General features: G+C 45.3%; 26 protein-coding genes and 1 pseudogene. 18 read left to right on the forward strand and 9 right to left on the reverse strand.

What is annotated here, in order from left to right:
* Positions 1 to 53 precede the first annotated feature (53 nt).
* Complete coding sequence (locus ICN30_RS09095) at positions 54 to 1,070, forward strand: DUF6352 family protein (protein WP_216275004.1); 1,017 nt, start codon at positions 54 to 56, stop codon at positions 1,068 to 1,070.
* Here ICN30_RS09095 and ICN30_RS09100 read toward each other — a convergent pair.
* Positions 1,067 to 2,269, reverse strand: coding sequence for an MFS transporter (locus ICN30_RS09100; RefSeq protein WP_216275006.1), 1,203 nt, complete (start codon positions 2,267 to 2,269; stop codon positions 1,067 to 1,069). The two genes, ICN30_RS09095 and ICN30_RS09100, sit on opposite strands and share 4 nt — an antisense overlap.
* Before the next feature lie 251 nt (positions 2,270 to 2,520).
* Between ICN30_RS09100 and ICN30_RS09105 the strand changes: the two genes are divergently transcribed.
* Positions 2,521 to 4,755, forward strand: coding sequence for an NADP-dependent isocitrate dehydrogenase (locus tag ICN30_RS09105; RefSeq protein ID WP_216275009.1), 2,235 nt, complete (start codon positions 2,521 to 2,523; stop codon positions 4,753 to 4,755).
* Between the two features lie 68 nt (positions 4,756 to 4,823).
* On the opposite strand, the gene ICN30_RS09110 is transcribed toward ICN30_RS09105, so the two are convergent.
* Positions 4,824 to 5,471: an energy-coupling factor ABC transporter permease gene (locus ICN30_RS09110; RefSeq protein ID WP_216275010.1), complete on the reverse strand. Its 648-nt coding sequence runs from the start codon at positions 5,469 to 5,471 to the stop codon at positions 4,824 to 4,826.
* A 146-nt stretch (positions 5,472 to 5,617) separates the two neighbouring features.
* Here ICN30_RS09110 and msrP point away from each other — a divergent pair, with 146 nt between their 5' ends.
* From msrP to ICN30_RS09130, 4 genes are read left to right on the forward strand one after another with little or no spacing between them, the layout of a single operon-like run.
* Positions 5,618 to 6,580 carry a protein-methionine-sulfoxide reductase catalytic subunit MsrP gene (gene msrP, locus ICN30_RS09115; RefSeq protein ID WP_216275013.1) on the forward strand — a complete coding sequence of 321 codons (963 nt, stop codon included), beginning with the start codon at positions 5,618 to 5,620 and terminating at the stop codon, positions 6,578 to 6,580.
* A gap of 21 nt (positions 6,581 to 6,601) precedes the next feature.
* A complete protein-coding gene (locus ICN30_RS09120) occupies positions 6,602 to 7,189 on the forward strand; it encodes a sulfite oxidase heme-binding subunit YedZ (protein ID WP_216275015.1) in 588 nt (195 codons plus the stop codon).
* 13 nt (positions 7,190 to 7,202) lie between these two features.
* Positions 7,203 to 7,778 (forward strand): lipocalin family protein, encoded by a 576-nt coding sequence (locus tag ICN30_RS09125; RefSeq protein ID WP_216275017.1) that lies wholly within the window; start codon positions 7,203 to 7,205, stop codon positions 7,776 to 7,778.
* Positions 7,753 to 8,718 carry an MBL fold metallo-hydrolase gene (locus ICN30_RS09130; RefSeq protein ID WP_255533196.1) on the forward strand — a complete coding sequence of 322 codons (966 nt, stop codon included), beginning with the start codon at positions 7,753 to 7,755 and terminating at the stop codon, positions 8,716 to 8,718. Before ICN30_RS09125 ends, ICN30_RS09130 begins: the two co-directional genes overlap by 26 nt.
* A gap of 9 nt (positions 8,719 to 8,727) precedes the next feature.
* Here ICN30_RS09130 and ICN30_RS09135 read toward each other — a convergent pair whose 3' ends face one another.
* The gene (locus ICN30_RS09135) at positions 8,728 to 9,543 is read right to left on the reverse strand and encodes a hypothetical protein (protein WP_255533197.1); all 816 of its coding nucleotides are present in this window, start codon (positions 9,541 to 9,543) and stop codon (positions 8,728 to 8,730) included.
* Positions 9,544 to 9,614: 71 nt separating this feature from the next.
* Here ICN30_RS09135 and ICN30_RS09140 point away from each other — a divergent pair, with 71 nt between their 5' ends.
* On the forward strand, positions 9,615 to 10,385 hold the full coding sequence (locus tag ICN30_RS09140; protein ID WP_216275019.1) for an SDR family oxidoreductase: 771 nt from the start codon (positions 9,615 to 9,617) through the stop codon (positions 10,383 to 10,385).
* A gap of 6 nt (positions 10,386 to 10,391) precedes the next feature.
* Here the strand turns inward: ICN30_RS09140 and ICN30_RS09145 are convergent, their stop codons facing one another.
* Positions 10,392 to 10,931, reverse strand: a complete 540-nt coding sequence (locus ICN30_RS09145; RefSeq protein WP_216228731.1) for a DUF2889 domain-containing protein — start codon at positions 10,929 to 10,931, stop codon at positions 10,392 to 10,394.
* A gap of 101 nt (positions 10,932 to 11,032) precedes the next feature.
* Between ICN30_RS09145 and ICN30_RS09150 the strand changes: the two genes are divergently transcribed.
* Both ICN30_RS09150 and ICN30_RS09155 read left to right on the forward strand, forming a co-directional pair.
* Positions 11,033 to 11,767: a pseudouridine synthase gene (locus ICN30_RS09150; protein WP_216275021.1), complete on the forward strand. Its 735-nt coding sequence runs from the start codon at positions 11,033 to 11,035 to the stop codon at positions 11,765 to 11,767.
* Positions 11,760 to 12,062 carry a 4a-hydroxytetrahydrobiopterin dehydratase gene (locus tag ICN30_RS09155; RefSeq protein WP_370626627.1) on the forward strand — a complete coding sequence of 101 codons (303 nt, stop codon included), beginning with the start codon at positions 11,760 to 11,762 and terminating at the stop codon, positions 12,060 to 12,062. Before ICN30_RS09150 ends, ICN30_RS09155 begins: the two co-directional genes overlap by 8 nt.
* A gap of 4 nt (positions 12,063 to 12,066) precedes the next feature.
* Here ICN30_RS09155 and ICN30_RS09160 read toward each other — a convergent pair whose 3' ends face one another.
* Genes ICN30_RS09160 through ICN30_RS09170 form a run of 3 tightly spaced genes read right to left on the reverse strand, consistent with a single transcriptional unit; the run spans position 12,067 to position 13,428 of the window.
* A complete protein-coding gene (locus ICN30_RS09160) occupies positions 12,067 to 12,285 on the reverse strand; it encodes a hypothetical protein (protein ID WP_216275025.1) in 219 nt (72 codons plus the stop codon).
* Positions 12,286 to 12,343: 58 nt separating this feature from the next.
* Complete coding sequence (locus tag ICN30_RS09165) at positions 12,344 to 12,886, reverse strand: isochorismatase family protein (protein ID WP_216275027.1); 543 nt, start codon at positions 12,884 to 12,886, stop codon at positions 12,344 to 12,346.
* A gap of 11 nt (positions 12,887 to 12,897) precedes the next feature.
* Positions 12,898 to 13,428: a GNAT family N-acetyltransferase gene (locus ICN30_RS09170; RefSeq protein WP_216275029.1), complete on the reverse strand. Its 531-nt coding sequence runs from the start codon at positions 13,426 to 13,428 to the stop codon at positions 12,898 to 12,900.
* A gap of 111 nt (positions 13,429 to 13,539) precedes the next feature.
* Between ICN30_RS09170 and ICN30_RS09175 the strand changes: the two genes are divergently transcribed.
* From ICN30_RS09175 to ICN30_RS09190, 4 genes are all read left to right on the forward strand, one after another.
* On the forward strand, positions 13,540 to 14,313 hold the full coding sequence (locus ICN30_RS09175; protein WP_216275031.1) for a sulfite exporter TauE/SafE family protein: 774 nt from the start codon (positions 13,540 to 13,542) through the stop codon (positions 14,311 to 14,313).
* Positions 14,314 to 14,326: 13 nt separating this feature from the next.
* Positions 14,327 to 14,644: a hypothetical protein gene (locus ICN30_RS09180; protein WP_216275034.1), complete on the forward strand. Its 318-nt coding sequence runs from the start codon at positions 14,327 to 14,329 to the stop codon at positions 14,642 to 14,644.
* 48 nt (positions 14,645 to 14,692) lie between these two features.
* Positions 14,693 to 15,511 (forward strand): peptidylprolyl isomerase, encoded by an 819-nt coding sequence (locus ICN30_RS09185; protein WP_216275036.1) that lies wholly within the window; start codon positions 14,693 to 14,695, stop codon positions 15,509 to 15,511.
* A gap of 137 nt (positions 15,512 to 15,648) precedes the next feature.
* Positions 15,649 to 16,212 carry a phasin family protein gene (locus ICN30_RS09190; RefSeq protein ID WP_216275038.1) on the forward strand — a complete coding sequence of 188 codons (564 nt, stop codon included), beginning with the start codon at positions 15,649 to 15,651 and terminating at the stop codon, positions 16,210 to 16,212.
* Between the two features lie 5 nt (positions 16,213 to 16,217).
* On the opposite strand, the gene ICN30_RS09195 is transcribed toward ICN30_RS09190, so the two are convergent.
* Entirely contained in the window at positions 16,218 to 17,186 is a 969-nt protein-coding gene (locus tag ICN30_RS09195; protein WP_216275040.1) for a sodium-dependent bicarbonate transport family permease, read from the reverse strand.
* Between the two features lie 3 nt (positions 17,187 to 17,189).
* Complete coding sequence (locus tag ICN30_RS09200; RefSeq protein ID WP_216863117.1) at positions 17,190 to 18,062, reverse strand: LysR family transcriptional regulator; 873 nt, start codon at positions 18,060 to 18,062, stop codon at positions 17,190 to 17,192.
* 119 nt (positions 18,063 to 18,181) lie between these two features.
* Here ICN30_RS09200 and ICN30_RS11675 point away from each other — a divergent pair.
* The 5 genes and pseudogenes from ICN30_RS11675 to ICN30_RS09220 all read left to right on the forward strand — a co-directional run.
* A pseudogene (locus ICN30_RS11675) lies at positions 18,182 to 18,850 on the forward strand (TerC family protein); the annotation flags it as partial.
* Between the two features lie 93 nt (positions 18,851 to 18,943).
* A complete protein-coding gene (locus tag ICN30_RS11680; RefSeq protein WP_255533201.1) occupies positions 18,944 to 19,453 on the forward strand; it encodes a universal stress protein in 510 nt (169 codons plus the stop codon).
* 159 nt (positions 19,454 to 19,612) lie between these two features.
* Complete coding sequence (locus ICN30_RS09210; protein WP_216275045.1) at positions 19,613 to 19,945, forward strand: hypothetical protein; 333 nt, start codon at positions 19,613 to 19,615, stop codon at positions 19,943 to 19,945.
* A 315-nt stretch (positions 19,946 to 20,260) separates the two neighbouring features.
* Positions 20,261 to 21,526, forward strand: a complete 1,266-nt coding sequence (locus tag ICN30_RS09215) for a TolC family protein (RefSeq protein ID WP_216275047.1) — start codon at positions 20,261 to 20,263, stop codon at positions 21,524 to 21,526.
* Positions 21,523 to 22,869 (forward strand): efflux RND transporter periplasmic adaptor subunit, encoded by a 1,347-nt coding sequence (locus tag ICN30_RS09220; protein WP_216275048.1) that lies wholly within the window; start codon positions 21,523 to 21,525, stop codon positions 22,867 to 22,869. The genes ICN30_RS09215 and ICN30_RS09220 overlap by 4 nt, the downstream gene beginning before the upstream one ends.
* Position 22,870 lies beyond the last annotated feature (1 nt).

A 22,870-nucleotide genomic window follows, 5' to 3' on the forward strand; every position in this document is an offset into this window, starting at 1 on the left:
AATTGAAGGGCTAGTATATTCTGAGCGTAATCTTTTTGTTCGAGCAAACTAACATGACAAACTTTTGGCCCCATTCTGCGTATAAAACCCTTGCGGTCGGCTCGGACAATCAGCTGCAGGTGACCGATGATTTTCTGCGCACCTACCTATTGCGCCCAGAGTTAAATCTTGTGCCTGAATCTTGCGATGCAGAGCGAGCCCTGCATCAGCGTCTCAGTGAGAACCCCCGAGCAGCCATTTCGGATCAAGAAATTACTGCCATGGCGGATCTGGATATTCAAGTGAACTATCAAGTTTGGCTAAGGTATCGCGCCAAGCTATTAGCGGCCAGTTCTTTAGAAAACTTCTATATGAGTTTGTTTAAAGGTGATGGTGTGGATGTGCCGCCATTGTTTATTTCTCAGTTGGCACAAATATTTATTCGACATATCTTGGGTGAAGATTGCCATCCTTTGGATGCGCGTATGGGTGAGATTTTCTTCCGGACTCAAAAGATTACCGTGTTAGAAGATGGTGTTGTGATGGGCGCGGATGATGAGGTGGTAACTCGCAATGCGCAAGCCGGTGAGACTGGCAACATTCTTGATCTTCTGAAGAGTAAATCGATGTCCATGCGCTCGATCGATTTAGATGTATTGCATGAAGAAAATGCTGATCTGTATTGGGAGAAGAATGAAGATCATGATTTTGCAGTTCAGCTGAATTTTGGTCAGCCACCCATCAATCATTTTTGCCGCGTCCTCGAAAAATGGATCCAACATTTTTTAGGCGCTCAAGTGCGCATTACCCCAATGCAGCAAATATCTGATCCTAAGTGGTCTTGGCATGTTGGTCTAGATGCTGCTGCAACCGATATCTTGAATAAGCTTTACAACAAAGAGCCGGTTGATTCTGACGAGCTTGAGAAGGCGATTTGTTTATTCCGTCTAGACTTCATTGATGAAGCTGCCGTCACCCAATCTCAGTCTGGAAAGCCGGTTTATATGGGTATCGCCATGAATGACGAAAAGCAACTCAAACTCAAACCGCAAAACTTACTTTTCAATTTACCTCTGGCTAAAGCCTCCTAAGTAGAAGAGGCTGCGCTAACCTTCTTACGATTGGCGCTAAGCCAAATTAATGCACCCGCTGTAACAGCCACGGGGAGTAGTGATCCGAGATTTAGGATATTCCAACCCTGCGAGGTAATGAGTGCGCCAGATCCAAATGAAGTGAAGGCCATAGTGCCAAACACAAAAAAGTTAATTGCCGCCTGAGCTTTGTCACGCTCTTCCGGGCGGTAAGCTGTCATCGCTAATGAAGTTGAACCAGTAAATAAAAAGTTCCAGCCGACACCCAGCAAAAATAGTGCGATTAAGAATTGATGTAAGTCGGTACCGGAAAGCGCGATTGCAATGCACAGGAGATTGAGGATCACTCCAACGCCCATGATCTTGAGTGTGCCAAAGCGCTGAATGAGTGAGCCAGTAAAAAATCCAGGTGCGAACATACCAATCACATGCCATTCCAATACCAGCGCTGTCTCGGAAAAAGGTAGTCCACAAATCTGCATGGCTAGCGGCGTTGCTGCCATGAGTAGGTTCATGACGCCGTAGCCCAGAGAGGCACCAATCACGGCAACCATAAAAACAGGTTGGCGAAGAATAGTCTTCAGATCTCTGCCATCAGAAAGTGAGTGCTGGGTTTTGAACTCTTCTGGGAAGTGGATGAACTGCATCACGATGATCCCGATAAAGCCTGCTATCGAGAGGGTGAGGTAAGCGCCCAAGAAGGCGGTATCAAAGAAGTCTTTCGTCCATGAGGCAAGGTTGGGTCCAATGACGGCCCCAAGGATTCCGCCGGCCAATACCCAGGAGACCGCCTTATCCCTCTGGCTTACAACGGTTAGCTCAGCAGCTGCAAATCGATAGAGTTGCCCATTGGCGCTGTAGTAGCCCGCAATAAAGGTGCCGAGCACGAGAAGCCAGAAGTTCTTAGTAATGGCGGCATAGGCGCACAGGAGTGCTGAAAAGACCGCAACCAAGAGGCCTAGTTGAAAGGAGATCTTCCGACCAAAGTAATTTTGGGTTTTGGCCACAATCGAGGTCGAGAATGCTCCCCCTACAACGTAGCCCATTACCGGCAAGGTAGCCATCCAGGCAACCGGGCTCAGACTGAGCCCAACTAGGCCATTAATGGCAATAAAGGTCACATTATTGGTTAAAAACAAGCCCTGGCAGAGAATCAACAGTACGAGGTTTTTGTTGAGTAGGGGGTGCTTGTTAGTCATGTATCGCAGTTTACGTTGTAAGTGGGCGGGGGATTGGCTTGGTGGATTCCCTTAAATTGGCCAACTTCAGTCAATTTGGTGCCGAAAAGCCCTTAAATTACCGGGGTCGATGATTTAAAATAGATGCCTCGGTCCAGTGCGTGAAATTACACCTAAGACAGCCAAAAGCGCCTGAAGTGTTGCGTGCGGAATGCGAGAGTGGTTCGGTATAAGACCGGGCCCTAATATTTATCCATATCGAGGAAACATCAATGGCTTCAGAGAAATCAAAGATCATTTACACGCTGACAGACGAAGCGCCCTTATTGGCGACCTGTGCATTTTTACCAATCATTCGTACTTTTACAGCGCCAGCTGGAGTGCAGGTTGTAGAGAGCGACATTTCTGTTGCGGCACGTATCTTGTCAGAGTTCTCTGATTGCTTAACTGCTGAGCAGAAGGTTCCTGATAATTTGGCTGAACTGGGCCGTATGACTTTATTGCCTGATACCAACATCATTAAGTTGCCTAATATCAGCGCTTCAGTTCCACAGTTACTCGCTGCTATTAAAGAGTTGCAATCTAAGGGCTACAAGATCCCTGATTTCCCAGAAGATCCTAAGGACGATGCTGAAAAATCAATCCGCACCCGTTACTCCAAGTGCTTGGGTAGTGCGGTAAACCCAGTATTGCGCGAAGGTAACTCAGATCGCCGTGCGCCTAACGCTGTTAAGCGTTATGCCCGTAAGAACCCACACTCTATGGGTGAGTGGAGTCAAGCTTCCCGTACGCACGTATCCCACATGCATGGTGGCGACTTCTACGCAGGTGAGAAGTCAATGACCATGACTAAGGCATGTGATGTGAAGATGAATTTGGTAACAAAGAGTGGCAAGACAATTGTTCTTAAGCCAAAAGTCTCTTTGCTTGCCGGTGAAATTATTGACAGCATGTACATGAGCAAGAAAGCGCTCTGCGAGTTCTACGAAAAAGAAATCGAAGATGCTTACAAGACTGGCATGATGTTGTCCTTGCACGTGAAGGCAACCATGATGAAGGTGTCACACCCAATCGTGTTCGGTCACGCTGTCAAGATTTTCTACAAAGATGCATTTGAAAAGCATGGCAAGCTGTTTGAAGAGTTGGGCGTTAATCCCAACAACGGTATGAGCAGCTTGTATGACAAGATCAAAACTTTGCCAGAATCTAAGCGCGAAGAAATCATCCAAGATTTACACGCCTGTCATGAGCACCGCCCAGCATTGGCGATGGTGGATTCTGCTAAAGGCATTACCAATCTCCATTCACCAAGCGATGTGATTGTGGATGCATCTATGCCAGCGATGATTCGTGTTGGCGGCAAGATGTGGGGTGCTGATGGCCGTTTGCATGACACTAAAGCGGTTATTCCAGAAAGTACCTTTGCCCGTATTTACCAAGAGATGATTAACTTCTGTAAGACTCACGGTAACTTCGATCCAAAAACAATGGGTACGGTGCCAAACGTGGGCTTGATGGCTCAGCAGGCCGAAGAGTACGGCTCACATGACAAGACTTTTGAGATCCCCGAAGCTGGTGTAGCTCGCATTGTTGCGGATGACGGCACAGTATTGCTTGAGCAGAACGTCGAAGAGGGTGATATCTGGCGTATGTGCCAAGTTAAAGATGCACCGATTCGTGACTGGGTCAAGTTGGCAGTAAACCGTGCACGTTTATCTGGTACTCCAGCAGTATTCTGGTTGGACGAGTACCGTCCACACGAAGCCGAGTTGATCAAGAAGGTTCAAACCTATTTGAAAGACCATGACTTAACTGGTGTAGATATTCAGATCATGTCTCAGACTCGTGCAATGCGCTTCACATTAGAGCGCATCATCCGCGGTAAAGATACGATCTCTGTGACAGGTAATATTTTGCGCGACTACCTCACTGACTTGTTCCCAATTATGGAGCTCGGTACTAGCGCCAAGATGTTGTCTATCGTGCCTTTGATGGCAGGTGGCGGCCTCTTTGAAACTGGTGCTGGTGGCTCTGCTCCTAAGCACGTTCAACAGTTGGTTGAAGAGAACCATTTGCGTTGGGATTCTTTAGGTGAGTTCTTGGCCTTGGCCGTTTCATTGGAAGATATTGGCGATAAAACCAATAATCCAAAAGTGAAGATTTTGGCCCGCACTCTAGACGAAGCAACTGGCACATTGTTGGATAACAACAAGTCACCATCACCACGTACAGGCGAGTTAGATAATCGCGGTAGCCAGTTCTACTTGGCGATGTATTGGGCTCAAGCCTTAGCTGCCCAAACCGAAGACAAAGAGTTACAAGCTCACTTTGCTCCGATTGCAAAAGCGTTGACTGAGAATGAGCAAAAGATTGTTGCTGAGTTCAAGGCAGTACAAGGCAAGCCAGCCGATATTGGTGGCTACTTTATGCCCGATCAAGCCAAGTTCAAAGCAGTAATGTGCCCAAGCGCTACATTGAATGACATCTTGAAAAAAGCAGCAGCTTAAGCTGAGTTAGCTTCACAAAAAAGGCAAACCACACGGTTTGCCTTTTTTCTTATGCGCAGCTGAAATGCTTAGGCGTTCATATACCGTTCTTCTTGGTAGGTGCTAACCCACTGTGGTCTGTATACCAGGAGAATGGCCAGTAGCATTCCTGAGAGTGAGCCCTCCATAAAGGAGAGGACAAGCAAGCCTAAAAACCAGCCCAAAGGATCGCTGGTTCCAAATGAGGTCATTTGAAAATACTGCTGCAAGCCATAAATCAGTAAACCGGTTGCAAAGGTGCTAACGAATGCAGCCAAATAACCATTGCCCAAAATAAGAATAAATAAATGCTTGGGTAGGAGTCGTTGAACTGCCTTCATAACGCCGCAAGCAATGAGTGCTGGTATGACGCTGACTAACAAGTAGTGTCTTGAGGTTTCTACCAAATCGCCGCTAATCCCAAATACTCCAACTAATGCGACGATAAATAGTAGTGTGATGGCGCTCCAGAATCCAAATAGGGCAACTAGGAGTGAGGCTCCAAAAAAGTGAAAAGAGAGATCGATCAAGTTGTCGATATTGCTATTGGGTAGATGGGCGCGAACATTCCAGGCAAGCGCCAATAGCAAGATGCAGGAGATAAAGATATTTCTGAGGCGCGGTTGCATTAAGACGCCATTGCGGCTCTTATAGACGCCCAATAAGAAAATGGCGGTTGCAGACAAAATCCAAGCCATATTGGCCTCATAAAAGGGGTAAAAACCTGATTTAACTCGTTTCTATTGCTTGAGGGTATTGGATTTAACCCTATTCACTAAAGAGAGGTTCAGCAATAAATCCTTAGGCGTAGGAGAATGATTAAATCCACTTAAGAGATATTGATATGCACCCAAATGATCTAAAGCGACTTGCTCAAGAAATTACCCCCAAGGCAGTGTTTGAGGGACGTCGTGACTTGATTAAAAGTGCTGCTGCTGGCGCTTTTGGAATCGCACTTGCGCCTTGGTTTTCTCGTGAAGCTATGGCAGTCAATCCGCAGAAGTTGGCCGCTACTCCAAATCCTGCTTTTATGGCAAAAGATGAGCCCACCAGCTATAAGTACGTTACTACCTATAACAACTTCTATGAATTTGGGACTGATAAATCTGATCCCGCTGCTTATGCTCATACTCTCCAAACAAGGCCATGGACAGTGAGTATTGAGGGTTTGGTAAAAAAGCCTGTCACTTTGGATATCGATGCTTTATTGAAGTTAGCTCCGATGGAGGAGCGTATCTACCGTATGCGTTGTGTTGAGGGTTGGTCGATGGTAATTCCTTGGGATGGCTACTCTTTATCAAAGCTCTTGAATTATGTTCAGCCACTCGGTTCAGCAAAATATGTGGAATTTATTTCCTTGGCAGATAAAAAACAGATGCCTGGACTTGGGGATAATATTATTGACTGGCCTTACCGTGAAGGCTTGCGTTTAGACGAGGCAATGAACCCACTGACTTTGCTCACTTTTGGTCTGTATGGCGAAATGCTGCCAAAGCAAAATGGAGCTCCAGTGCGCATTGTGGTTCCTTGGAAGTATGGCTTTAAGAGCGCTAAGTCGATTGTGAAAATTCGTTTAACAGAAGAGATGCCTAAAACTAGCTGGGGGAGAATTGCTCCTCGAGAATACGGCTTCTACTCCAACGTAAATCCTTCGGTGGATCATCCTCGTTGGAGTCAGGCTACTGAGCGCCGCATTGGAGACTCTAAAGGGGTTTTCGCTCCGAAGATCAAAACAGAAATGTTTAATGGCTACGGTGACCAAGTAGCGAGCATGTATGCCGGAATGGATCTCAAGAAGCTCTATTGATGGTAATGAAATAAAGCGTTTATGAAAGTAATGATTTTTCTATTGGCGCTACTGCCCTTAGATCGTTTGATCTTCTTGGGTTTTACCGATGACTTGGGTGCTAACCCCATCGAGCTCATCACGCGCTCAACGGGAACATGGGCGCTAGTCTTTCTATGCTTGACTTTGGCGATGACGCCATTACGTTTACTGACAAATTCCGTGACATGGATTCGGTATCGCAGAATGTTGGGCTTGTTTAGTTTTTTCTACGCCTGTCTGCATTTTGGTATTTGGCTATGGTTGGATCAAGGCTTTGATCTGGCAGAAATGCTAAGAGATGTGCTCAAGCGACCATTTATCACCATGGGCTTTATCAGTCTTGTTTTGCTGATTCCGCTAGCCTTGACCTCTACCCATTGGGCTCAAAGAAAACTGGGGCGTCGTTGGGCGAAACTACATCGACTAATCTATGTCATAGCTTGCACCGTGATTCTGCACTATTGGTGGCACAAGGCGGGCAAGAACGATCTTGATACTGTGACAATCTATGCAATTGTTTTGCTATTGCTGTTATGTTGTAGGATTCCTTATATCCGCAAGCTCTTGGGCAAGCAATTCATCACTTAATATCACCTCATCTATGGCTCTGTTTTCACATTCTCGCGCTTCACTATTTTCGATATTGGGCGCGCTGCTGATTGGTCTAGGATCATCTCAGGCCACAGCTCAACAAAGTGACCAAGCGGTGCAGACTATAGCCTCTCTAGATGTCCCCCGCTATTTGGGAACCTGGTACGAGATAGCCAAGTTTCCGAACTGGTTTCAGAAAAAATGCGTTTCGAATACCAAGGCTGTATATACCGCTAAACCAGATGGCAATCTTCGAGTGCTTAATAGCTGCAAAACTGCTGGCGGAGAGACTTCAGAGGCAGAGGGCTTGGCTCGTCAAATAGGTGCCAAGGATTCCCCAAAATTGGAAGTACGCTTTGCTCCAGAGTGGCTTTCATTTTTGCCGCTGGTATGGGGGGATTACTGGGTGATCGATTTAGATTCGCAATATCAGGTGGCGGCTGTAAGTGATCCGAGAAGAGAGTACCTTTGGGTTTTGTCGAGAACGCCGCAGCTCGATCCTAAAGTCTATGCTGATTTATTGCAGCGCTTGAAGCAGCAGCAATTCGACATTCAAAAGCTTGAGCTCACCTCTCAGAAAAATTAACGTGCCTGAAAAGCGAATCGGCAACTACTTGCTACCTCCCGGAATCGATATTTTCGAACGTGGGTGGTTATCAGCAAATAATATTTTTCTTTTCGGTAATGATGATGTTTCTTTGGTTGATACGGGCTACTGTGCCCATCAACAAATGACGGTTGATTTAGTCTTCAACGCTCTTAAGCAGCATGGTTTAAAAACGCTCAATAAAGTAGTTAATACCCATTTGCACTCAGATCATTGTGGTGGCAATGCGGCTCTATCAGAGCAATTTGATTGCGAGATCTGGATACCAAAAGCCGAGGCAGTTGCTGTGCAAAACTGGGATGAGAGCCTTCTTAGTTTTCAACAATTGGGACAGGAGTGCCCTCGCTTTACCCATCATGCCCTCCTGGTGCCTGGCGAAGAAATTATCTTAGGCCCGTATCGCTGGCAAATTCTTGCAGCTCCTGGTCATGACAATCACTCCATCATGCTGTACCAAGAGCAGCATCAAATCCTGATCTCCGCTGATGCGTTGTGGGAGGAGGGCTTTGGAGTCATCTTTCCTGAGCTCTGGGGTGAGGGTGGCTTTGAAGAGGTGGCACAGACGCTAGAGCTGATTGAAGGGCTCCCAGTTGCCTTGGTTATTCCGGGGCATGGCAAACCTTTTACTGACGTTAAAAAGTCTATTGAGACTGCTAAATCCCGCCTAGATTACCTCTCAAGCGATGCTGATCGAAATGCCCGTCATGGGGCTAAGGTGCTCCTAAAATACAAATTATTGGAATGGCGCAATCAGGAGTTGGCAAAGGTGAATCAGTGGATTTCAGGTACGCCAGCAATGGAAGGTATCCGTCAGCAAATGAATCTCGGGGTCGAAGAGTTTCAAGCTTGGTTAGTGCAGGCTTTAGTGAAATCAAAAGCGGCAACTATCGAGAAAGATCATCTCATTAATCTTGATTAATTTTTTTAATCAGAAATTAAACGATAGCTTTCCGTAAAAAGACCAGTCATAAACAGGATAGCTCTGCACTACCTGTTTGCTAGCCCCCACCGCAAATAAGAAGTGTTTATTGAGTCGATGAGTCACCATAGCATCAAGCGGCACAAACCAGCCACCACCTCCACCAGTGTTCCACGCAATCCCATTTTCATCCCAAAAACGAATTTGAGTATCAGGAAGGATGTTAAATCCTAGCGTTGGGAAAATATTCAGATTGCGAACCAAAGGTGGTTGGTTGGAATTATTGGCAAATGAATTGCCTTTGGTGTTAAACCCGTACATATATCGCAAGAGTGGCGAAAAATCTGAGAGCCGGGAGTCAGATCCTTTTTTGGGAACATATACCGTGCCTATCTGAGGCCCAGCTGCCCATTGCCCATAATTACCAAACGGAAAGACTATGCGACCGCCCAAAGTCCCTTCCCAATTTTTTAGAATACTAGGATGGTTTCCCCAGACGGTAAGCATTGTGTTGCCCGCACTATAGGTTCCAGATGATTGCTCTGGAAGTTGAGGTCCATAAGTAGATACATAGGAGGTATCTAAGCGCAAGGTGCCCCGCCATTGATCAAGTTGAAGGGGTTGGTAGTAGCGCAACTTCAGGGTGTCGCTTTGGGTTTGCTCTCCGAAGGTGTCGTGATAACTCCAAAATTCGAGAACCCGTTGACTGGAGTACTGATCGGATGCTTTCTCAAGGTCTAAAAAACCTCCCGAGAACTTACTTTCATCAGCCATCGCTTTTCCCATCAACCCCATCAGGGCCAATGAAATCAGTAGGTGAGTCATAATCCGCAACAATGCCATATAGGCAGTAATATAAATGACTCAGTCAATTACAGAAGATAAGCAGAGAGAATATGGAACATACAGTATTAGTAACCGGTGCTACAGCTGGCTTTGGAGAGGCAACCGCCAGACGTTTTCTGGCGAATGGTCATAAAGTGATTGCTGTAGGCAGAAGGGTGGAGCGCTTAGAGGCATTAAAAGCATCTCTTCCGGCAGAGCAGCAGAAAAAATTACTTACCTTGGTCGTGGATGTATGTGACAGCGCAAAGGTTGATGTTCTTGCGGCAACATTGCCAGCAGACTTTGCCAAGGTAACAGTGCTGGTCAATAACGCTGGACTAGCTTTAGGCTTAGAGCCAGCACACCAAGCATTTCTCTCGGACTGGGATCAGATGATTGATACCAACATCAAAGGTCTAGTGCATATGACGCGCGCTTTCTTGCCTGGAATGGTAGAGCGTAAGTGTGGGCACGTAATCAACCTAGGTTCTGTAGCAGCAAATTATCCCTACCCAGGTGGCAATGTTTACGGTGGCACTAAAGCCTTTGTGCAGCAATTTAGTTTGAACCTCAGAGCTGATTTAATTGGTACACCAGTGCGCGTTACCTGCGTTGAGCCTGGCATGTGTTCGGGTACAGAATTTTCTAATGTACGCTTTAAGGGTGATGATGACAAGGCGGGTCAGGTCTATAGCGGCGTTAAGGCATTGAGCGCGGATGATGTTGCTGAGGCTATTTACTGGTCTGCCAACTTGCCAAGCCATATGAATATTAATTTGGTCGAGCTGATGCCGGTGCAGCAAGCTTTTAACGGCTTTAATGTTCACCGTGGTGAGTTTTAAGGATATCTAGACTGTAGGTTTCCATTTGTAAAACTTGGGATAGACGCGCATCACTACTGGTCCGTCAAAGTCCCAAGATTTACAGGTTCCCAGATAGAGCGGCGGCTTGTTGTCATCTGGGTCAAATAGCGCCCCAGGAATAGACTGGAAAGCTGCTGTGGCAATATTGCTCAGCAGCTCTCGCAAGTGCGTACACCCTTTAATCCCGCCAAGATGTTCATTGATCGTTTTGCGCCAACCTTTGCCAAGGCGTGCGCCAATTAGCGCATCCATTGGAGGTATGACTTGGGGGCATTCTGGGTGAGGATGACTGTCCATTGCCACCTCAATTGCTTGAATGATTAATTCGGTATTGACGGTAATACGAACCCACATATCGTGAAAAGCTTGGCCAGGCTCCCAGGTTTTTCCACCAGTAGTGAATGGATGAAATTTGAAATCCCGTAAATGGGCTTCAATGTCCCACAGACCATCTTCTCGGGCATAGCCCTGAAAGGTAATTTCACGGGTATGTAAGGGGTTTCTGGGGGCTGGGGTTGATAGCATGGCGACAGTAAGTAAGAAGCAAAAAGAGGGTATACATCAATCATAACGGCTTCATTTCACGATCGCTTAGTTAGTCTGCTTTGTAGTATTCTCGGCAACATATGGCCAAACCAATTTCTCTCGAAAAAATATTATTTAGCCAAGGATTTGGCACAAGGCGCTTTTGCAGCGATTTAGTCTATGCCGACCTAGTCAGGATCAATGGTGTTTTGGCAGAAGATCCCGAGGAGCGCATCGCGACAGAGGGTTTGATACTTAATGTGGAAGGCAAGGACTGGGAGTTTCATGAAAAAGCCTATATCGCCTTTAACAAGCCTCCAAACTATGAGTGCTCTCACAAAACTACGCATCATCCAAGCGTTTATAGCTTATTGCCTAAGCCCTTTGTAGAGCGAGGCTTGCAATGTGTTGGCCGCTTAGATTTTGATACTACCGGCTTAATTCTGATTTCAGATGATGGCCAGTTTATTCATAAGATGACTACGCCAAAAAAGAATATTGGCAAGGTGTATGAGATCACCACTCCCGAGCCCATTACCCAAAAACAGATCGATCACTTACTCAATGGTGTTGTGCTGGATGACGATCCGAAGCCTTGTTTTGCTACAGCATGCAAACAGCTCGGCGAAAATTTACTGGCAATGACTATCGTTGAGGGTCGCTACCATCAAGTGAAGCGAATGATGGCGGCAGTAGGCAATCATGTTGCCAAACTACACCGTACTGAAATCGGTCAATACCTGATGCCTGCAGATTTGGCTGAAGGTGAGTGGCGTTGGCTATATCCAGAAGATTTACAAAAGTTGTCTAAAAGCGTGGATGCCCCCAGTGCCTAAGCCAAAGCTAGTGCCAAGCGATTTTGATTATGAAAAAATACTGCCCGAGTGGCGGGTGAATCAGAATGCTCAGGAGTTAACTCGAGCATTTGAATTTAAAGACTTTAAAGATGCCTTTGAGTTTATGACGCTCTGTGCAGACTTTGCTGAAGAGCTGGATCATCATCCAGATTGGTCTAATTCTTGGAATAGGGTGTCAGTACGCTTGAGCACCCATTCGATGAAAGCCTTAACTGAGCTGGATGTCACCATGGCAAGCGCCATGGATCAATTTGCCCGCCAAGTCTTGACCTAGCTATTTACTGAACTTCCTCGTCATCTTCATCTTCGGAGGTAATACTCATGAGGATGGTTGCTAGCAGACCGTAAACAACTTCTGTTGCGATCATGCCATCTTCATCAAGCTCGTCAATCAGATCATTCAGGCAATCTTCTGTCGGCTCATTTAAGAGTGTCATGGCGCATTCGCACCCATAGTCAAAGTCTTCGTCGTTTTGGGTTTGAGTGTCGTTTGCCATATGGATCCTTTAAGTGATGATGCAGAATAGCAAATAAAGCCTCACTAGCCCAGATCTATTATTTGAGTAGAGCAAGAACTTCTTTGAAGACTGGATTTTGAGCGCTCTTGAGCCACTCAAATCCCAGCATCTCTCCAGTAATAAGTCTGGCCCCAGCGATTTGCAGTCGGTCTAGAGCAATTTGCTTATCGAGCGCTCTGCGTGAGCCAACTCCGTCTACTACCACCGATACATCGTAGCCTTCGTCGATGAGTTTGAGTGCTGTTTGCATTAAGCAAACATGGGTTTCGCATCCCATCAAAATGCATTGCTGACGATTGACGGGAATTGCTTCAGTGAGGCCATCGGCACAGGCATTGAAATGCTCTTTGCTAATCGTGGTACCGCAAAAGGACTTGATGGATTCAATATTGCTTCCCAGGCTATTTGGGCTCTGCTCCGTGCCGATAATCGGAATCTCGAGTAGTTGGGCAATCTTAGCAGTGCGGATGCATTGATTCAGTACCGCCTCGCCTTGATCTATTGCAGGCATCAAGCGTCCTTGTAAATCGATCAAGATCAAGATGGATGACTCTGCATGAATGTGATTGGATGTATTCATAGACATTGGGCTCATAGAAGAAGGCTGACAGTTTTAAAGTCGGGATCGTCATCGAGATTGGTAATTTGAAATCCCAAGTCAGAAACCAGGCGCAACATTTTGAGATTCTTGCTTAAGACATAACCTAGCATTTCTTGTAATCCATTTTCTTTTGCATAGGCAATGAGGTCAAGCATCAAATGCATTCCGATGCCATGTGCAGTGTGGCTATCGCTCACACTCAGTGAAAACTCACAAATGCTTTGATTGGGTGGAGTCACATAGCGTGAAATTCCAACAATCTCATCCATGCCTGAATGATTTGTAATGACTGCAACTAAGGCCATTTCTTTTTTATAGTCTAGGTGCAAGATGTCATCCAGAAAATCATCTGGTAATTTAGAGATTGAATGCGCAAAGCGCAAGTAGCGACTCTCAGGTGAGAGATGATTAAAGAGTCCAATGATTCGCTCTCGATCGTCGAGCTTAATAGGGCGAATAAGGTATTGCGATCTACCGTCAAGCGCATATGTCTTATTGGAAAATGAAATCGGCGTCTTCATGAGTTGGGGATGGGCTAAGTTTCTTGCTTTAGGATACCTTATTAAAGCCACTTCCATCGTGTTTTGGCTTTAAAATAGGTCTTCACCCCTTTCGTACTTGGCAATCCCCTCATGATTTCTTTGGTTCAGGCTTTCAATGACCATTCCTTAGCCTTCTTTGTGTTGGCAACTATTAGCGTCATCATTGTCGGAGTCTCTAAAAGTGGGTTTGGTGCCGGTTTAGGAGTTCTGTCTTTGCCTCTCATGGCGAGTCAGTCCAGTATTAATGAGGCTTTAGCAATTCTTCTGCCGCTTTTAATTGCAATTGATTTGGTCGGATTGCGACGATTTCTCAAAAATGCCGATTGGAGAATGCTAAGGCTGATCCTATTGCCAGCTGCACTCGGAATGCTTTTGGGTTATCTTTTCTTTTCTGCTATTACCCCCAAAATCCTATCGCTATCGATCGGAATTTTTACCTTACTCTTTTTGATACAAAGCTTAGTGATCTCCCGTTTGAATCTAAAAGAAGCTAAACCATTTCCTTGGCTTGGAAGATTGATGGGGGGAGTTTCTGGTTTTACTTCATTTATTGCGCATATAGGGGGTCCACCAATCACAATCTATATGCTCAGGGAAAAAGTTTCACCAATGGTGTACACCTCTACATTGGGCATATTTTTTACGGTGATAAATTTTGGCAAATTAGTTCCCTATGCCTATCTTGATTTACTGAATTTCAATCAGCTGGCCACTTCAATATTATTTTTGCCTTTAGTGCCGGTGGGCGTATATCTAGGTTTTTATTTGGCTAAGAAGATTTCGGCTAAGTGGTACTACATCATTGTCCAATTTTTCTTATTAGTAGCTAGTATTAAATTAATTGCTGATGGCTTGCTGGCCTAGGCACGAAAGACTTATGAATAATTCCATTTGGCAAAAATCAATTCTGGTATTCGGGATTGCCTTTAGCTCTGCAATCTCATTGACTGCAATTGCCCAAACTTTCTCGCCCTATACTCCGGAGCAAATCCAAGAGTTTAATAACCAGCCTATTGCTCCGATGGAGACTCCCGCAGGCCCGGTTTACTTAGACCCGCCACCCGTTAGTCAGAAGCCGAAGGTTCCTTTTGATTCACGTTATGTCAAAAATCCAGATGGTGAAGAGCAGGCTGAAGCGCAAGAGGTTGAATCTGCTGCCCCCTTTGAGCCAATACCCGCTACCTTTACCTTCTAGCAAGGTCTAACTGTTAATATTGCTTCTACATTTTAGAAAAGAGTTTCCATGAAATTACATTCCATTCGTTTACTTACAAGCGCTGTAATAGCCCTAGGCTTTGTTACATCAGCTCATTCTCAAAACTCGTTGCCGATTAACGCGGCTGCCTCTGTTAATGGATACATTATTTCCAATGACACTGTTGAGCAAGGAATTCAAGCGGCCCTGTCTCAAGGTCAAAAAGATTCTCCAGAGCTTCGCAAGGCAGTCTTAGCGAAGATGATTGAAATTGCTCTCTTGTCACAGCAGGCCGATAAAGATGGCCTCGCAAATTCAGACAGAGCTAATAGTCAGTTGGCTATGATTCGTCAAAATTATTTAGCTGATCTAGAGCTATCTACTTATATGTCAAAAAATCCCGTGAGTGATGCGGATGTCCAAGCAGAGTACAACCGTGAGATTGCTTCTTTGGGCTCACAGGGCATGATCGTGGAATATAAGGTGAGTGATATTGCTGTTGCTACTGAGGCTGATGCGCAAGCTGCCTTGGCCAGAATTAAAAAAGGTGAGTCTTTCGATAAAGTGGCTAAGAGTGTTTCATTGGCTCCAAATAAAGTTCAAGGTGGTGCTGTAGGTTGGGTACAGGCAGGTCAGACCTTGCCGCAAATTGCCAGTGTTCTGACAACCCTATCTAAAGGCCAGGTTTCTCCAGCGCCAATTCAGATGCCACAAGGTTGGTATTTAATTAAGTTAGAAGATAAAAAATCCAGCAAGCCGCCAACTTTTGAGCAGGCTAAGGCAGCTATTCGCAATGGTTTGATGCAGAAAAAGCAGTTTGAATTCCTGTCCCAATTGCGTCAGGGTGCCACCATCGTCGTACGTTAAATTAGGTCAAATGATCAAAAAGGGCGCCTGAGGGCGCTCTTTTGCATTTCTGCCAGTCTCTAGTGGTATTTCTCTATCTCCTTACCAATCATTCGGGAGTAGATTGAAAAAATCACTGATTAAATAAGGGAGTGCAAATGAGCAAGAATCCATTTGATTTAGGTGCAATGGCAAGTCAGAACAAGGGAATGAAAGCTGCCCAAGCAGTTGGCCAAGCCGCGCTGACAAGCGCTCAGGAGATTGCCCAATTAAATCAGCGCGCTGCACAAGAACTATCTTCTCGTTTGCAATCTAAGGTTGCAGAGCTCATGAAGACGCAGGATCCAAAGGCAGCCTTTGAGTATGTGCATGCTGAGGTATTGCAAGAAGCCGCAAAAGAGGTGGCCGACTATCAGGCTCAACTTTTTCAAGCTTTCGCCAGCGGCAATAAAGAGCTCGCGAAAATTGCAGAAACGATGATTAAAGACTCGCAACACGACTTAATTCATTTTGTGAATGAAGCCACCCAAAATGCTCCGGCGGGAACTGAGCCTTATACCTCTGTATTCAAAACCTCATTTAACAATGCGCTCCAGAATTTTGAATTGATCCGTGCGGCAATGGCAGACTCATTTGTAAGCTTTGAGAAGAGCGTAGAAAATATGAGTCAGTTTTCATCAGTACAAAAAAGTAGTGATACACCGAAACTAAAAAAGAAATAGCACTTTTATATTACTAGCTTGGCAAGCATGGCATAGAGAGGAATGCCCAAAATAATATTGAATGGGAAAGTGATGCCCAGCGACATGCCCATATAGAGGGCTGGATTCACCTCCGGTAAGGCATGTCGTAAAACAGCTGGCACGGCAATATAGGAGGCGCTTGAAGCAAGGACCATCAGCAAAATAGTATTGCCAAGTGGCAGGCCTATCAACTTGCAGAGCGCTAATGCGATGAGAGCATGTGACAGTGGAGAGGCAATTGCATAGAGGAGGGTGATGGGCGGTTTTCCCTTCAGACCTTTTATATTTCTGGCTGCCATCAAACCCATATCCAGTAGAAAAAATGCGAGCATTCCCTTGAAAAGATCAATGGAAAAGGGTGCCATGAGTTTTTGACCCGTATCTCCACTTACCAAGCCAACTACCATTGATCCAAGCAGCAAGAGTTGCGCGCCATCGGTAAAGGATTCATGTAGTATTTTTGAGACCCCTGTTTGAGTAAGCTCAGTTTGAGTTTGTTTTGCGTGTGCAGCCCTCGCTTTGTTTGCTAGCACTATCGCCAGAATGATTGCTGGAGATTCCATCAGCGCCATCGCCGCTGCCATATGGCCACCATAGCTGATATTGAATTGATCCAGGTATTGGGTGGCTGTGATGAATGTTACGGCGCTGACAGAGCCATAGGTAGCGGCAACGGCCGCTGAATCAAATGCGTTTAGCTTTGTTCTGAGGATTTGATAACCAATGATAGGAATAAGGACGGCTAAAAATATTGCGAGACCAAGTGAGAGGACGATTTCAGTTGTAAACCCAGATTTATGTAGCGCGAATCCACCCTTGAGTCCCAATGCCATTAATAGGTAGAGTGATAGAAAGCGAGCAATCGGTTGTGGGATTTCTAGGTTTGATTTCACAGCGCCAGCAAATGCGCCAAATATAAAAAACAAGATTGCCGGATCTAAAAAATTTGCCATCTCCTAACGCCTGATAATCGCTTCTACTAGTGGGTGCTGAATTTTCTTCTCTGAGCGAATGGCATAAAAATATTCGTAGATATCCTCGCACTTACCAATCATTTCGATGTGATAAGTCTCTTGTAAATCTTTCTTGATGCTTTCTCCGGCTGGGAAGACTCCAAGGCCACTGGCAGCAAAGGTTTTCAGTAGAGCGCTATCCTCAAACTCTCCTGCAATATTGGGGTTGATGCCATTTTCAGCAAACCACTGATCTATCAAATGGCGAACCTTCGAGTGAGAGGTTGGCAGCAGAATGGGTAACTCATTCAGGCAGGCAGGAAAAGCTTTCTTAGAATTTTTGAGTAGCTTCTTAGGGCCAAACCATGCAATGGCTGACTTGATTAATTCTTCACTGTAGACGTGAAGATTTTTGTTGATTGGGGCAGGTCTGTCTGCAAGCACAACATCTAATCTATGAAGCGCTAGGTCTGCTAAGAGATCTTCAAATTCACCTTCATGCGCAATCAGCTGCACATCATTTTTTTCTAAGATCGGCCCCAGAAGTTGTCTTGTGACTAGCTTGGGAAGGCCATCGGATACACCAACTGTAATTTTGGTTTTAGGAGAGCTTGCGGCTTCCCTTACTGCCTCTGGCAAGCGCTCGCCCAAGAGAAAAATTTGATCAGCAATTTCTAGGGCGGCAAAGCCAGACTCAGTGAGGGTGATACCTCGACCCGCAGGCTTAAATAGTAGATATCCCAGTGATTTCTCTAATTCGTGTACTTGGGCGCTAATCGTCTGGATTGCGATATTGAGGCGTTCAGCGGCTTTAGACATACTGCCTTCTTTGGCCACTACCCAAAAGTAGTAAAGGTGACGGTAGTTATAGAGCATTTTGATTATCAGGTTTTTACGAAATTATTATCAATATATCTCTGCTTTTAGTTAAGTGCAAATCAGCCTAAATTAACCCCATAGAAATCCATGGAATTCATGGGTAATTAAATGAGGAGATGAAATTGGAACTATTTAGCCCCGAATTTTTTTCGGCTTTACTGGCAATTATTGTGATTGACTTGGTGCTTGCGGGTGATAACGCCATTGTGATTGCGATGGCTGCTAGAAATCTTCCAGCGCATCTGCAGAAAAAGGCAATTATCTGGGGCGCTGTCGGTGCGATTGCAGTTCGAAGCGCAATGACGCTATTGGTTGTCTACTTACTGAAGATTCCTGGTTTGATGTTGATAGGTGGTTTGCTATTGGTTTGGATTGCCTACCGCTTGCTAAATCCCGAGCAAGAGAATGATGAGCATGGCCAAGCATCCACCACTTTTTGGGGTGCCATGAAAACCATTGTGATTGCCGATGCCATCATGGGTCTAGACAATGTTCTCGCAGTGGCAGGTGCTTCGCACGGTAGTTATGTGTTGGTTGTTCTTGGATTGTTAATTAGCATTCCTGTGGTGATCTGGGGTTCAACACAAATCCTCAAGCTGGTCGAGCGTTACCCTTCTGTTACCTACTTGGGTGCTGGCGTATTGGCATGGACAGCTGCAAAAATGATGACCTCTGAGCCTATCTCTCAGGACTGGCTTGCTTCCCAGAGCCCCGCTTTGGAATATGTGATTCAAGTAGCTGTTGTATTGGGAGTGTTAACTAGCGGTTTTATTAGAAGTAGGCGTGCGCTTGAAGGTGTGATTGCTCCCTCGGTTGTTGTTCCTGAGTCTGCAAATGCGGTTTCACAAGAGCAGTCCCCTAATTATGGAGAAAGCAAAATGAATAAAATTTTAATTCCTGTAGATGGTTCAAAAAATTCAGATATGGCGGTAAAGCATGCTGTGAAGACTTATGGGCAGGACCCCAGCGCCCATTTTCACTTGTGCAATGTGCAGCCTACCTTATATCGTCACATCGGTAAATTTTTGAGCAAGCAAGATATTAATGAGTGGCATGCTGAACGTGCTGCTCAGGCTGCAGCCTCAGCATCTGCATATCTTGAAAGTCGCGGGCTAAACTTTTCCTTTGCTTATGTATGTGGAGATAAGGGTAGCGCCATTCGTGATGAAGCGGTGCGACTTGAATGCAATCGCATTGTGATTGGCGCTTCAAAGCAAAACTCCCTGAGTCGTTTATTTGAAAACTCCACTACCGCTAAGTTGCTTGAAATCAGCGATATTCCAGTGGAGGTGGTAACTGGCAGTTCCTTGCCTGCGCTTGAGCGTTGGGGCATTCCGGCTCTGGGTGCTGGCGCAGCAACTGCACTGATGGCAGTAGTGATTGATTAGTTTTAATCCAGCTGTTCTCTTTTATACCCTCGATCTGAGGGCATTTTTTTTGCTTATCAATATTCAGTTAAATACTGAATTAAAGTCAATTAAATTCTGCTTTATTAGAAGTAAAGATTGTCCTATTCTGAGCTTGTGTTTAACAGAGGAGAGATGCGAATGGATGTGATCTTAGATGCGAAAGAAGCCGTAGAGCCAGAATTAAAGGTCTTCACAGAGAATCGGGTGAAGTTCTCTTTGAAGCGGCTTTTTTGGATGGTTCGAAAAATTAAGATTCGATACTCTGCAGTCCCATCATCAAAGGCGACCTGCAATCAACATTGCATGATTAGCTTAGAGACATTTGACCACCATCAAATCGAAGTGAGCATGACCGCGAGAGATAAGCGTATGGCTCTGGAAATGTGCCTAAAGAAAATTTATAAGCTGATTCAGAAGACGTTTCATAAAAGTCAAAAATATGGTCGATTTTCAAAACACGTCTACGTATGAGAAATTCATCCTTAATTCAATTTATTCATCATAAGTATGATCTAATTACCCCCTTACATGTGGGGAGTAGCCTGCTCAGTCTTCTGAGTCCCATATATCGTCAATTCGGCCTTTGGGCCCGGTATATGGGTGATGCATCATCAAGGCAAGACCATTTAAATTTTTATAAATGGTTATCTTTTGAATTTGCTAGACCAATCTTTGATATACCTACTCAAAACCGTGCCCAGATCCCTGATTTGGGGAATTTCTCACCTATTTCCAGCCTCAGGGTCGGATAATGGGATGTCACCTCGAATCTCTAAAATTGTCGTAATGAATCGCTTAACGTCTGCCTCAATCCTGACTTTCTGCATCCTGTTCGCAGGCGGGGTTAGTGCGCAAGCTCAAAAGCCACTTACGCTCAATGAGTTGATTGGGATTGCATTGGAATCGAGCCCCCAAGTATTAGCCGCGCGAGATCAATCGAAGGCAGTCAAAGGCCAGCTCTCTTCAGCCCGCGCAATTCCAAATCCTGAGTTTGAATTAAATACTGGGCAACAACGTTCGGTATCGGGGCCATTAACTACGGGCAATGTGTCATCGTGGTCAGTAACACAACCTCTGGACATGCCATATACCCGTTATCCAAGAGTGAATGCTGCCGAGGCTAATGTCCGGGCCGCGGATGCAGCGCGCATTGCTTTCGAGATTGAAATGATTTCAAGAGTGCAGCAGCGTTTTTATGAATTAATGCGTCGTGATGCGGAATTAAAAGCTGCTGAAGAAGATTTGGGGTTAACGAAGCAAATTCGTGATCGTATGCAAATTCGGTATGACGTTGGCGAGACTGCTCGATTTGAATTAATTCGCGCGCAAACTGAGTTCCTAAATGCACAAATTAATACGGAATCTAGCAAGCTTAGGGTTGAGCAGGCCAAGGGGCAACTCAGACAGGTGGTCGGGCATAACTTGCCAGCTGACTATGAAGTGGTTTCTCAAACCTTCAAGATAGAGCCGTTACCCCCTTTACCAACCTTGCTCAGTGAGTTGCACTCGCAGAGTCCTGAGTTACAAAGGGCAAAAGCAGAGGTTGAAGCGACTGAATCTAGGCTCAGTTTTGAGCAGAACTCCCGCTTACCAAAGCTATCCATCAAGGCGCAGCAATATAACGACCCCAACTTCACTGACCGCCTCTATGGCTTAGTGGTGAGCATTCCTATTTGGGACTTTAAGGGTGGCCAGATTGCAGAGGCGGAAGCCAATGCATCTAAAGCCAAGAATCAATTCAATGCACAAAGCCAGAGCCTAGAGCAGCAGTTAGAGACGGCTTATAAGTTATATCAAATGACTAGCTATCAGGTAAAAATATTGGATCAGGAAGTTGTTCAGCTGGCTTCGAGCGCAAGACGGATTGCGGAAGTTTCTTATCGTTATGGTGAGCGGGGCATGCTCGAGTATTTAGATGCGCAAAGAACATTTAGAGTGGCTCGTAATGACTTAATTAAAGCGCGGTTTGATTTGGCTTCGGTTGTCACAGAGATTCAGCGTTTAAGGGCAACTCCAGAGTGGATTGCAAAAATTGAGAGTGGAAAGCAATGAAGCAAGAATTCACGGTAATGATGGATAAATTAAAGGGTTTTTACTCCCGCTATATGGCGATTGCAAAAGTCTATGCGCGTGAGTGGATTGCCCTCGTTATTAAAACCCAAAATGATTTATATGTGCTTACCCATGAGTGGTTTAGCACTCATTTACCTCGTGTGGCTCATCAGTACGATAAGAGTCCGCAGTGGACGCAGAAAGGTCTTTTCTACTTTCCTTGGTTTTGTTTATTTCTGATCATCCTAAATTATTTCAACGTATTTGATCGCAGTCCGGCCATCAAGTCTGTGCAAGATCCTAACGTGGTGATCGTCAACAGTGATCTGCGAAATATGATTACAGATGGACGGATCTCTACTGGGTCTTTTGTAGAGGAGCTACGAGCCTCTGGCCGCATTGATTTCAATGAATTATTTTTGTCTCGTATTGGTGCGAACGTCACGGGTCGTGTTTCCGATATCTTGGCAATCCCAGGACAGGTTGTAAAGCAGGGTGATATTTTGGCGAAGATCACTTCTACTGAATTGACTCAATCCCAACTGTCTTACTTAAAAGCAAAGAGTGCTAGCCAGTTAGCAGATCAAGCTGCTAATCGCGCCAGAATTTTGTACAAAGAAGATGTGATTGCTTTGGCTGAGCTCCAAAAGCGAGAGGCTGAGGCGAGCAGTGCAAAAGCAGAATATCGGGCAGCGAATGATCAATTACGCGTTCAGGGTATGGATCAGCCCAGCATTGATCGTTTAGCAAAATCAGGGGTCATTGAATCCACCAACAATGTAATTGCCACCATCCCTGGTGAAATTGTGGAGCGTAAGATTAATAAGGGTCAAGTGGTTCAGCCTGCTGATGCCTTATTTACTGTTGCGGACCTGGGCTCACTGTGGGCTGTTTCAGAAATCCCCGAGAGCAATGCTTATTTGATTCACAAGGGTCAAAAAGTAAATCTGATTATTCCTGCCTTAAGGAATGCCGAGATTGAAGGTGTAGTTGCGCACGTAGACTCTATCGTTAATCCGCAAACTCGTACGGTAGTAGTCAGAATGGAAGTGCCCAACAAAGAGGGTCTAATTAAACCTGGCATGTTAGCAACCATGATGATTGAAAGTCAGCCTACAGAACGCTTATTAGTGCCAGCTAGCGCAGTTATTCGTGAAGACAATCATGATCACGTTTTCATCCGTGAGGATGACGACACCTATCGCATGGTTACCGTTAAATTGGGCCCAGAGGGTAAAGGGTATCGCCCTGTTGTCTCCGGCCTTAAAGATGGCCAAGAAATTGCTATTAATGGTGCTTTCCATTTAAATACTGAACGCAAGCGACAATTGAGTGGCGGCTAGT

Origin of the sequence: Polynucleobacter sp. 31A-FELB, assembly GCF_018882405.1 — a bacterium.
Taxonomy (GTDB): Bacteria; Pseudomonadota; Gammaproteobacteria; order Burkholderiales; family Burkholderiaceae; genus Polynucleobacter.

Bases quoted from the DNA above. Each gene is read 5' to 3' on its own strand.
- ICN30_RS09095 (WP_216275004.1), top strand. From the start codon at position 54: ATGACAAACTTTTGGCCCCATTCTGCGTATAAAACCCTTGCGGTCGGC.
- ICN30_RS09100 (WP_216275006.1), bottom strand. From the start codon at position 2,269: ATGACTAACAAGCACCCCCTACTCAACAAAAACCTCGTACTGTTGATT.
- ICN30_RS09105 (WP_216275009.1), top strand. From the start codon at position 2,521: ATGGCTTCAGAGAAATCAAAGATCATTTACACGCTGACAGACGAAGCG.
- ICN30_RS09110 (WP_216275010.1), bottom strand. From the start codon at position 5,471: ATGGCTTGGATTTTGTCTGCAACCGCCATTTTCTTATTGGGCGTCTAT.
- msrP (WP_216275013.1), top strand. From the start codon at position 5,618: ATGCACCCAAATGATCTAAAGCGACTTGCTCAAGAAATTACCCCCAAG.
- ICN30_RS09120 (WP_216275015.1), top strand. From the start codon at position 6,602: ATGAAAGTAATGATTTTTCTATTGGCGCTACTGCCCTTAGATCGTTTG.
- ICN30_RS09125 (WP_216275017.1), top strand. From the start codon at position 7,203: ATGGCTCTGTTTTCACATTCTCGCGCTTCACTATTTTCGATATTGGGC.
- ICN30_RS09135 (WP_255533197.1), bottom strand. From the start codon at position 9,543: ATGACTCACCTACTGATTTCATTGGCCCTGATGGGGTTGATGGGAAAA.
- ICN30_RS09140 (WP_216275019.1), top strand. From the start codon at position 9,615: ATGGAACATACAGTATTAGTAACCGGTGCTACAGCTGGCTTTGGAGAG.
- ICN30_RS09145 (WP_216228731.1), bottom strand. From the start codon at position 10,931: ATGCTATCAACCCCAGCCCCCAGAAACCCCTTACATACCCGTGAAATT.
- ICN30_RS09150 (WP_216275021.1), top strand. From the start codon at position 11,033: ATGGCCAAACCAATTTCTCTCGAAAAAATATTATTTAGCCAAGGATTT.
- ICN30_RS09160 (WP_216275025.1), bottom strand. From the start codon at position 12,285: ATGGCAAACGACACTCAAACCCAAAACGACGAAGACTTTGACTATGGG.
- ICN30_RS09165 (WP_216275027.1), bottom strand. From the start codon at position 12,886: ATGAATACATCCAATCACATTCATGCAGAGTCATCCATCTTGATCTTG.
- ICN30_RS09170 (WP_216275029.1), bottom strand. From the start codon at position 13,428: ATGAAGACGCCGATTTCATTTTCCAATAAGACATATGCGCTTGACGGT.
- ICN30_RS09175 (WP_216275031.1), top strand. From the start codon at position 13,540: ATGATTTCTTTGGTTCAGGCTTTCAATGACCATTCCTTAGCCTTCTTT.
- ICN30_RS09180 (WP_216275034.1), top strand. From the start codon at position 14,327: ATGAATAATTCCATTTGGCAAAAATCAATTCTGGTATTCGGGATTGCC.
- ICN30_RS09185 (WP_216275036.1), top strand. From the start codon at position 14,693: ATGAAATTACATTCCATTCGTTTACTTACAAGCGCTGTAATAGCCCTA.
- ICN30_RS09190 (WP_216275038.1), top strand. From the start codon at position 15,649: ATGAGCAAGAATCCATTTGATTTAGGTGCAATGGCAAGTCAGAACAAG.
- ICN30_RS09195 (WP_216275040.1), bottom strand. From the start codon at position 17,186: ATGGCAAATTTTTTAGATCCGGCAATCTTGTTTTTTATATTTGGCGCA.
- ICN30_RS09200 (WP_216863117.1), bottom strand. From the start codon at position 18,062: ATGCTCTATAACTACCGTCACCTTTACTACTTTTGGGTAGTGGCCAAA.
- ICN30_RS11680 (WP_255533201.1), top strand. From the start codon at position 18,944: ATGAATAAAATTTTAATTCCTGTAGATGGTTCAAAAAATTCAGATATG.
- ICN30_RS09210 (WP_216275045.1), top strand. From the start codon at position 19,613: ATGGATGTGATCTTAGATGCGAAAGAAGCCGTAGAGCCAGAATTAAAG.
- ICN30_RS09215 (WP_216275047.1), top strand. From the start codon at position 20,261: ATGAATCGCTTAACGTCTGCCTCAATCCTGACTTTCTGCATCCTGTTC.
- ICN30_RS09220 (WP_216275048.1), top strand. From the start codon at position 21,523: ATGAAGCAAGAATTCACGGTAATGATGGATAAATTAAAGGGTTTTTAC.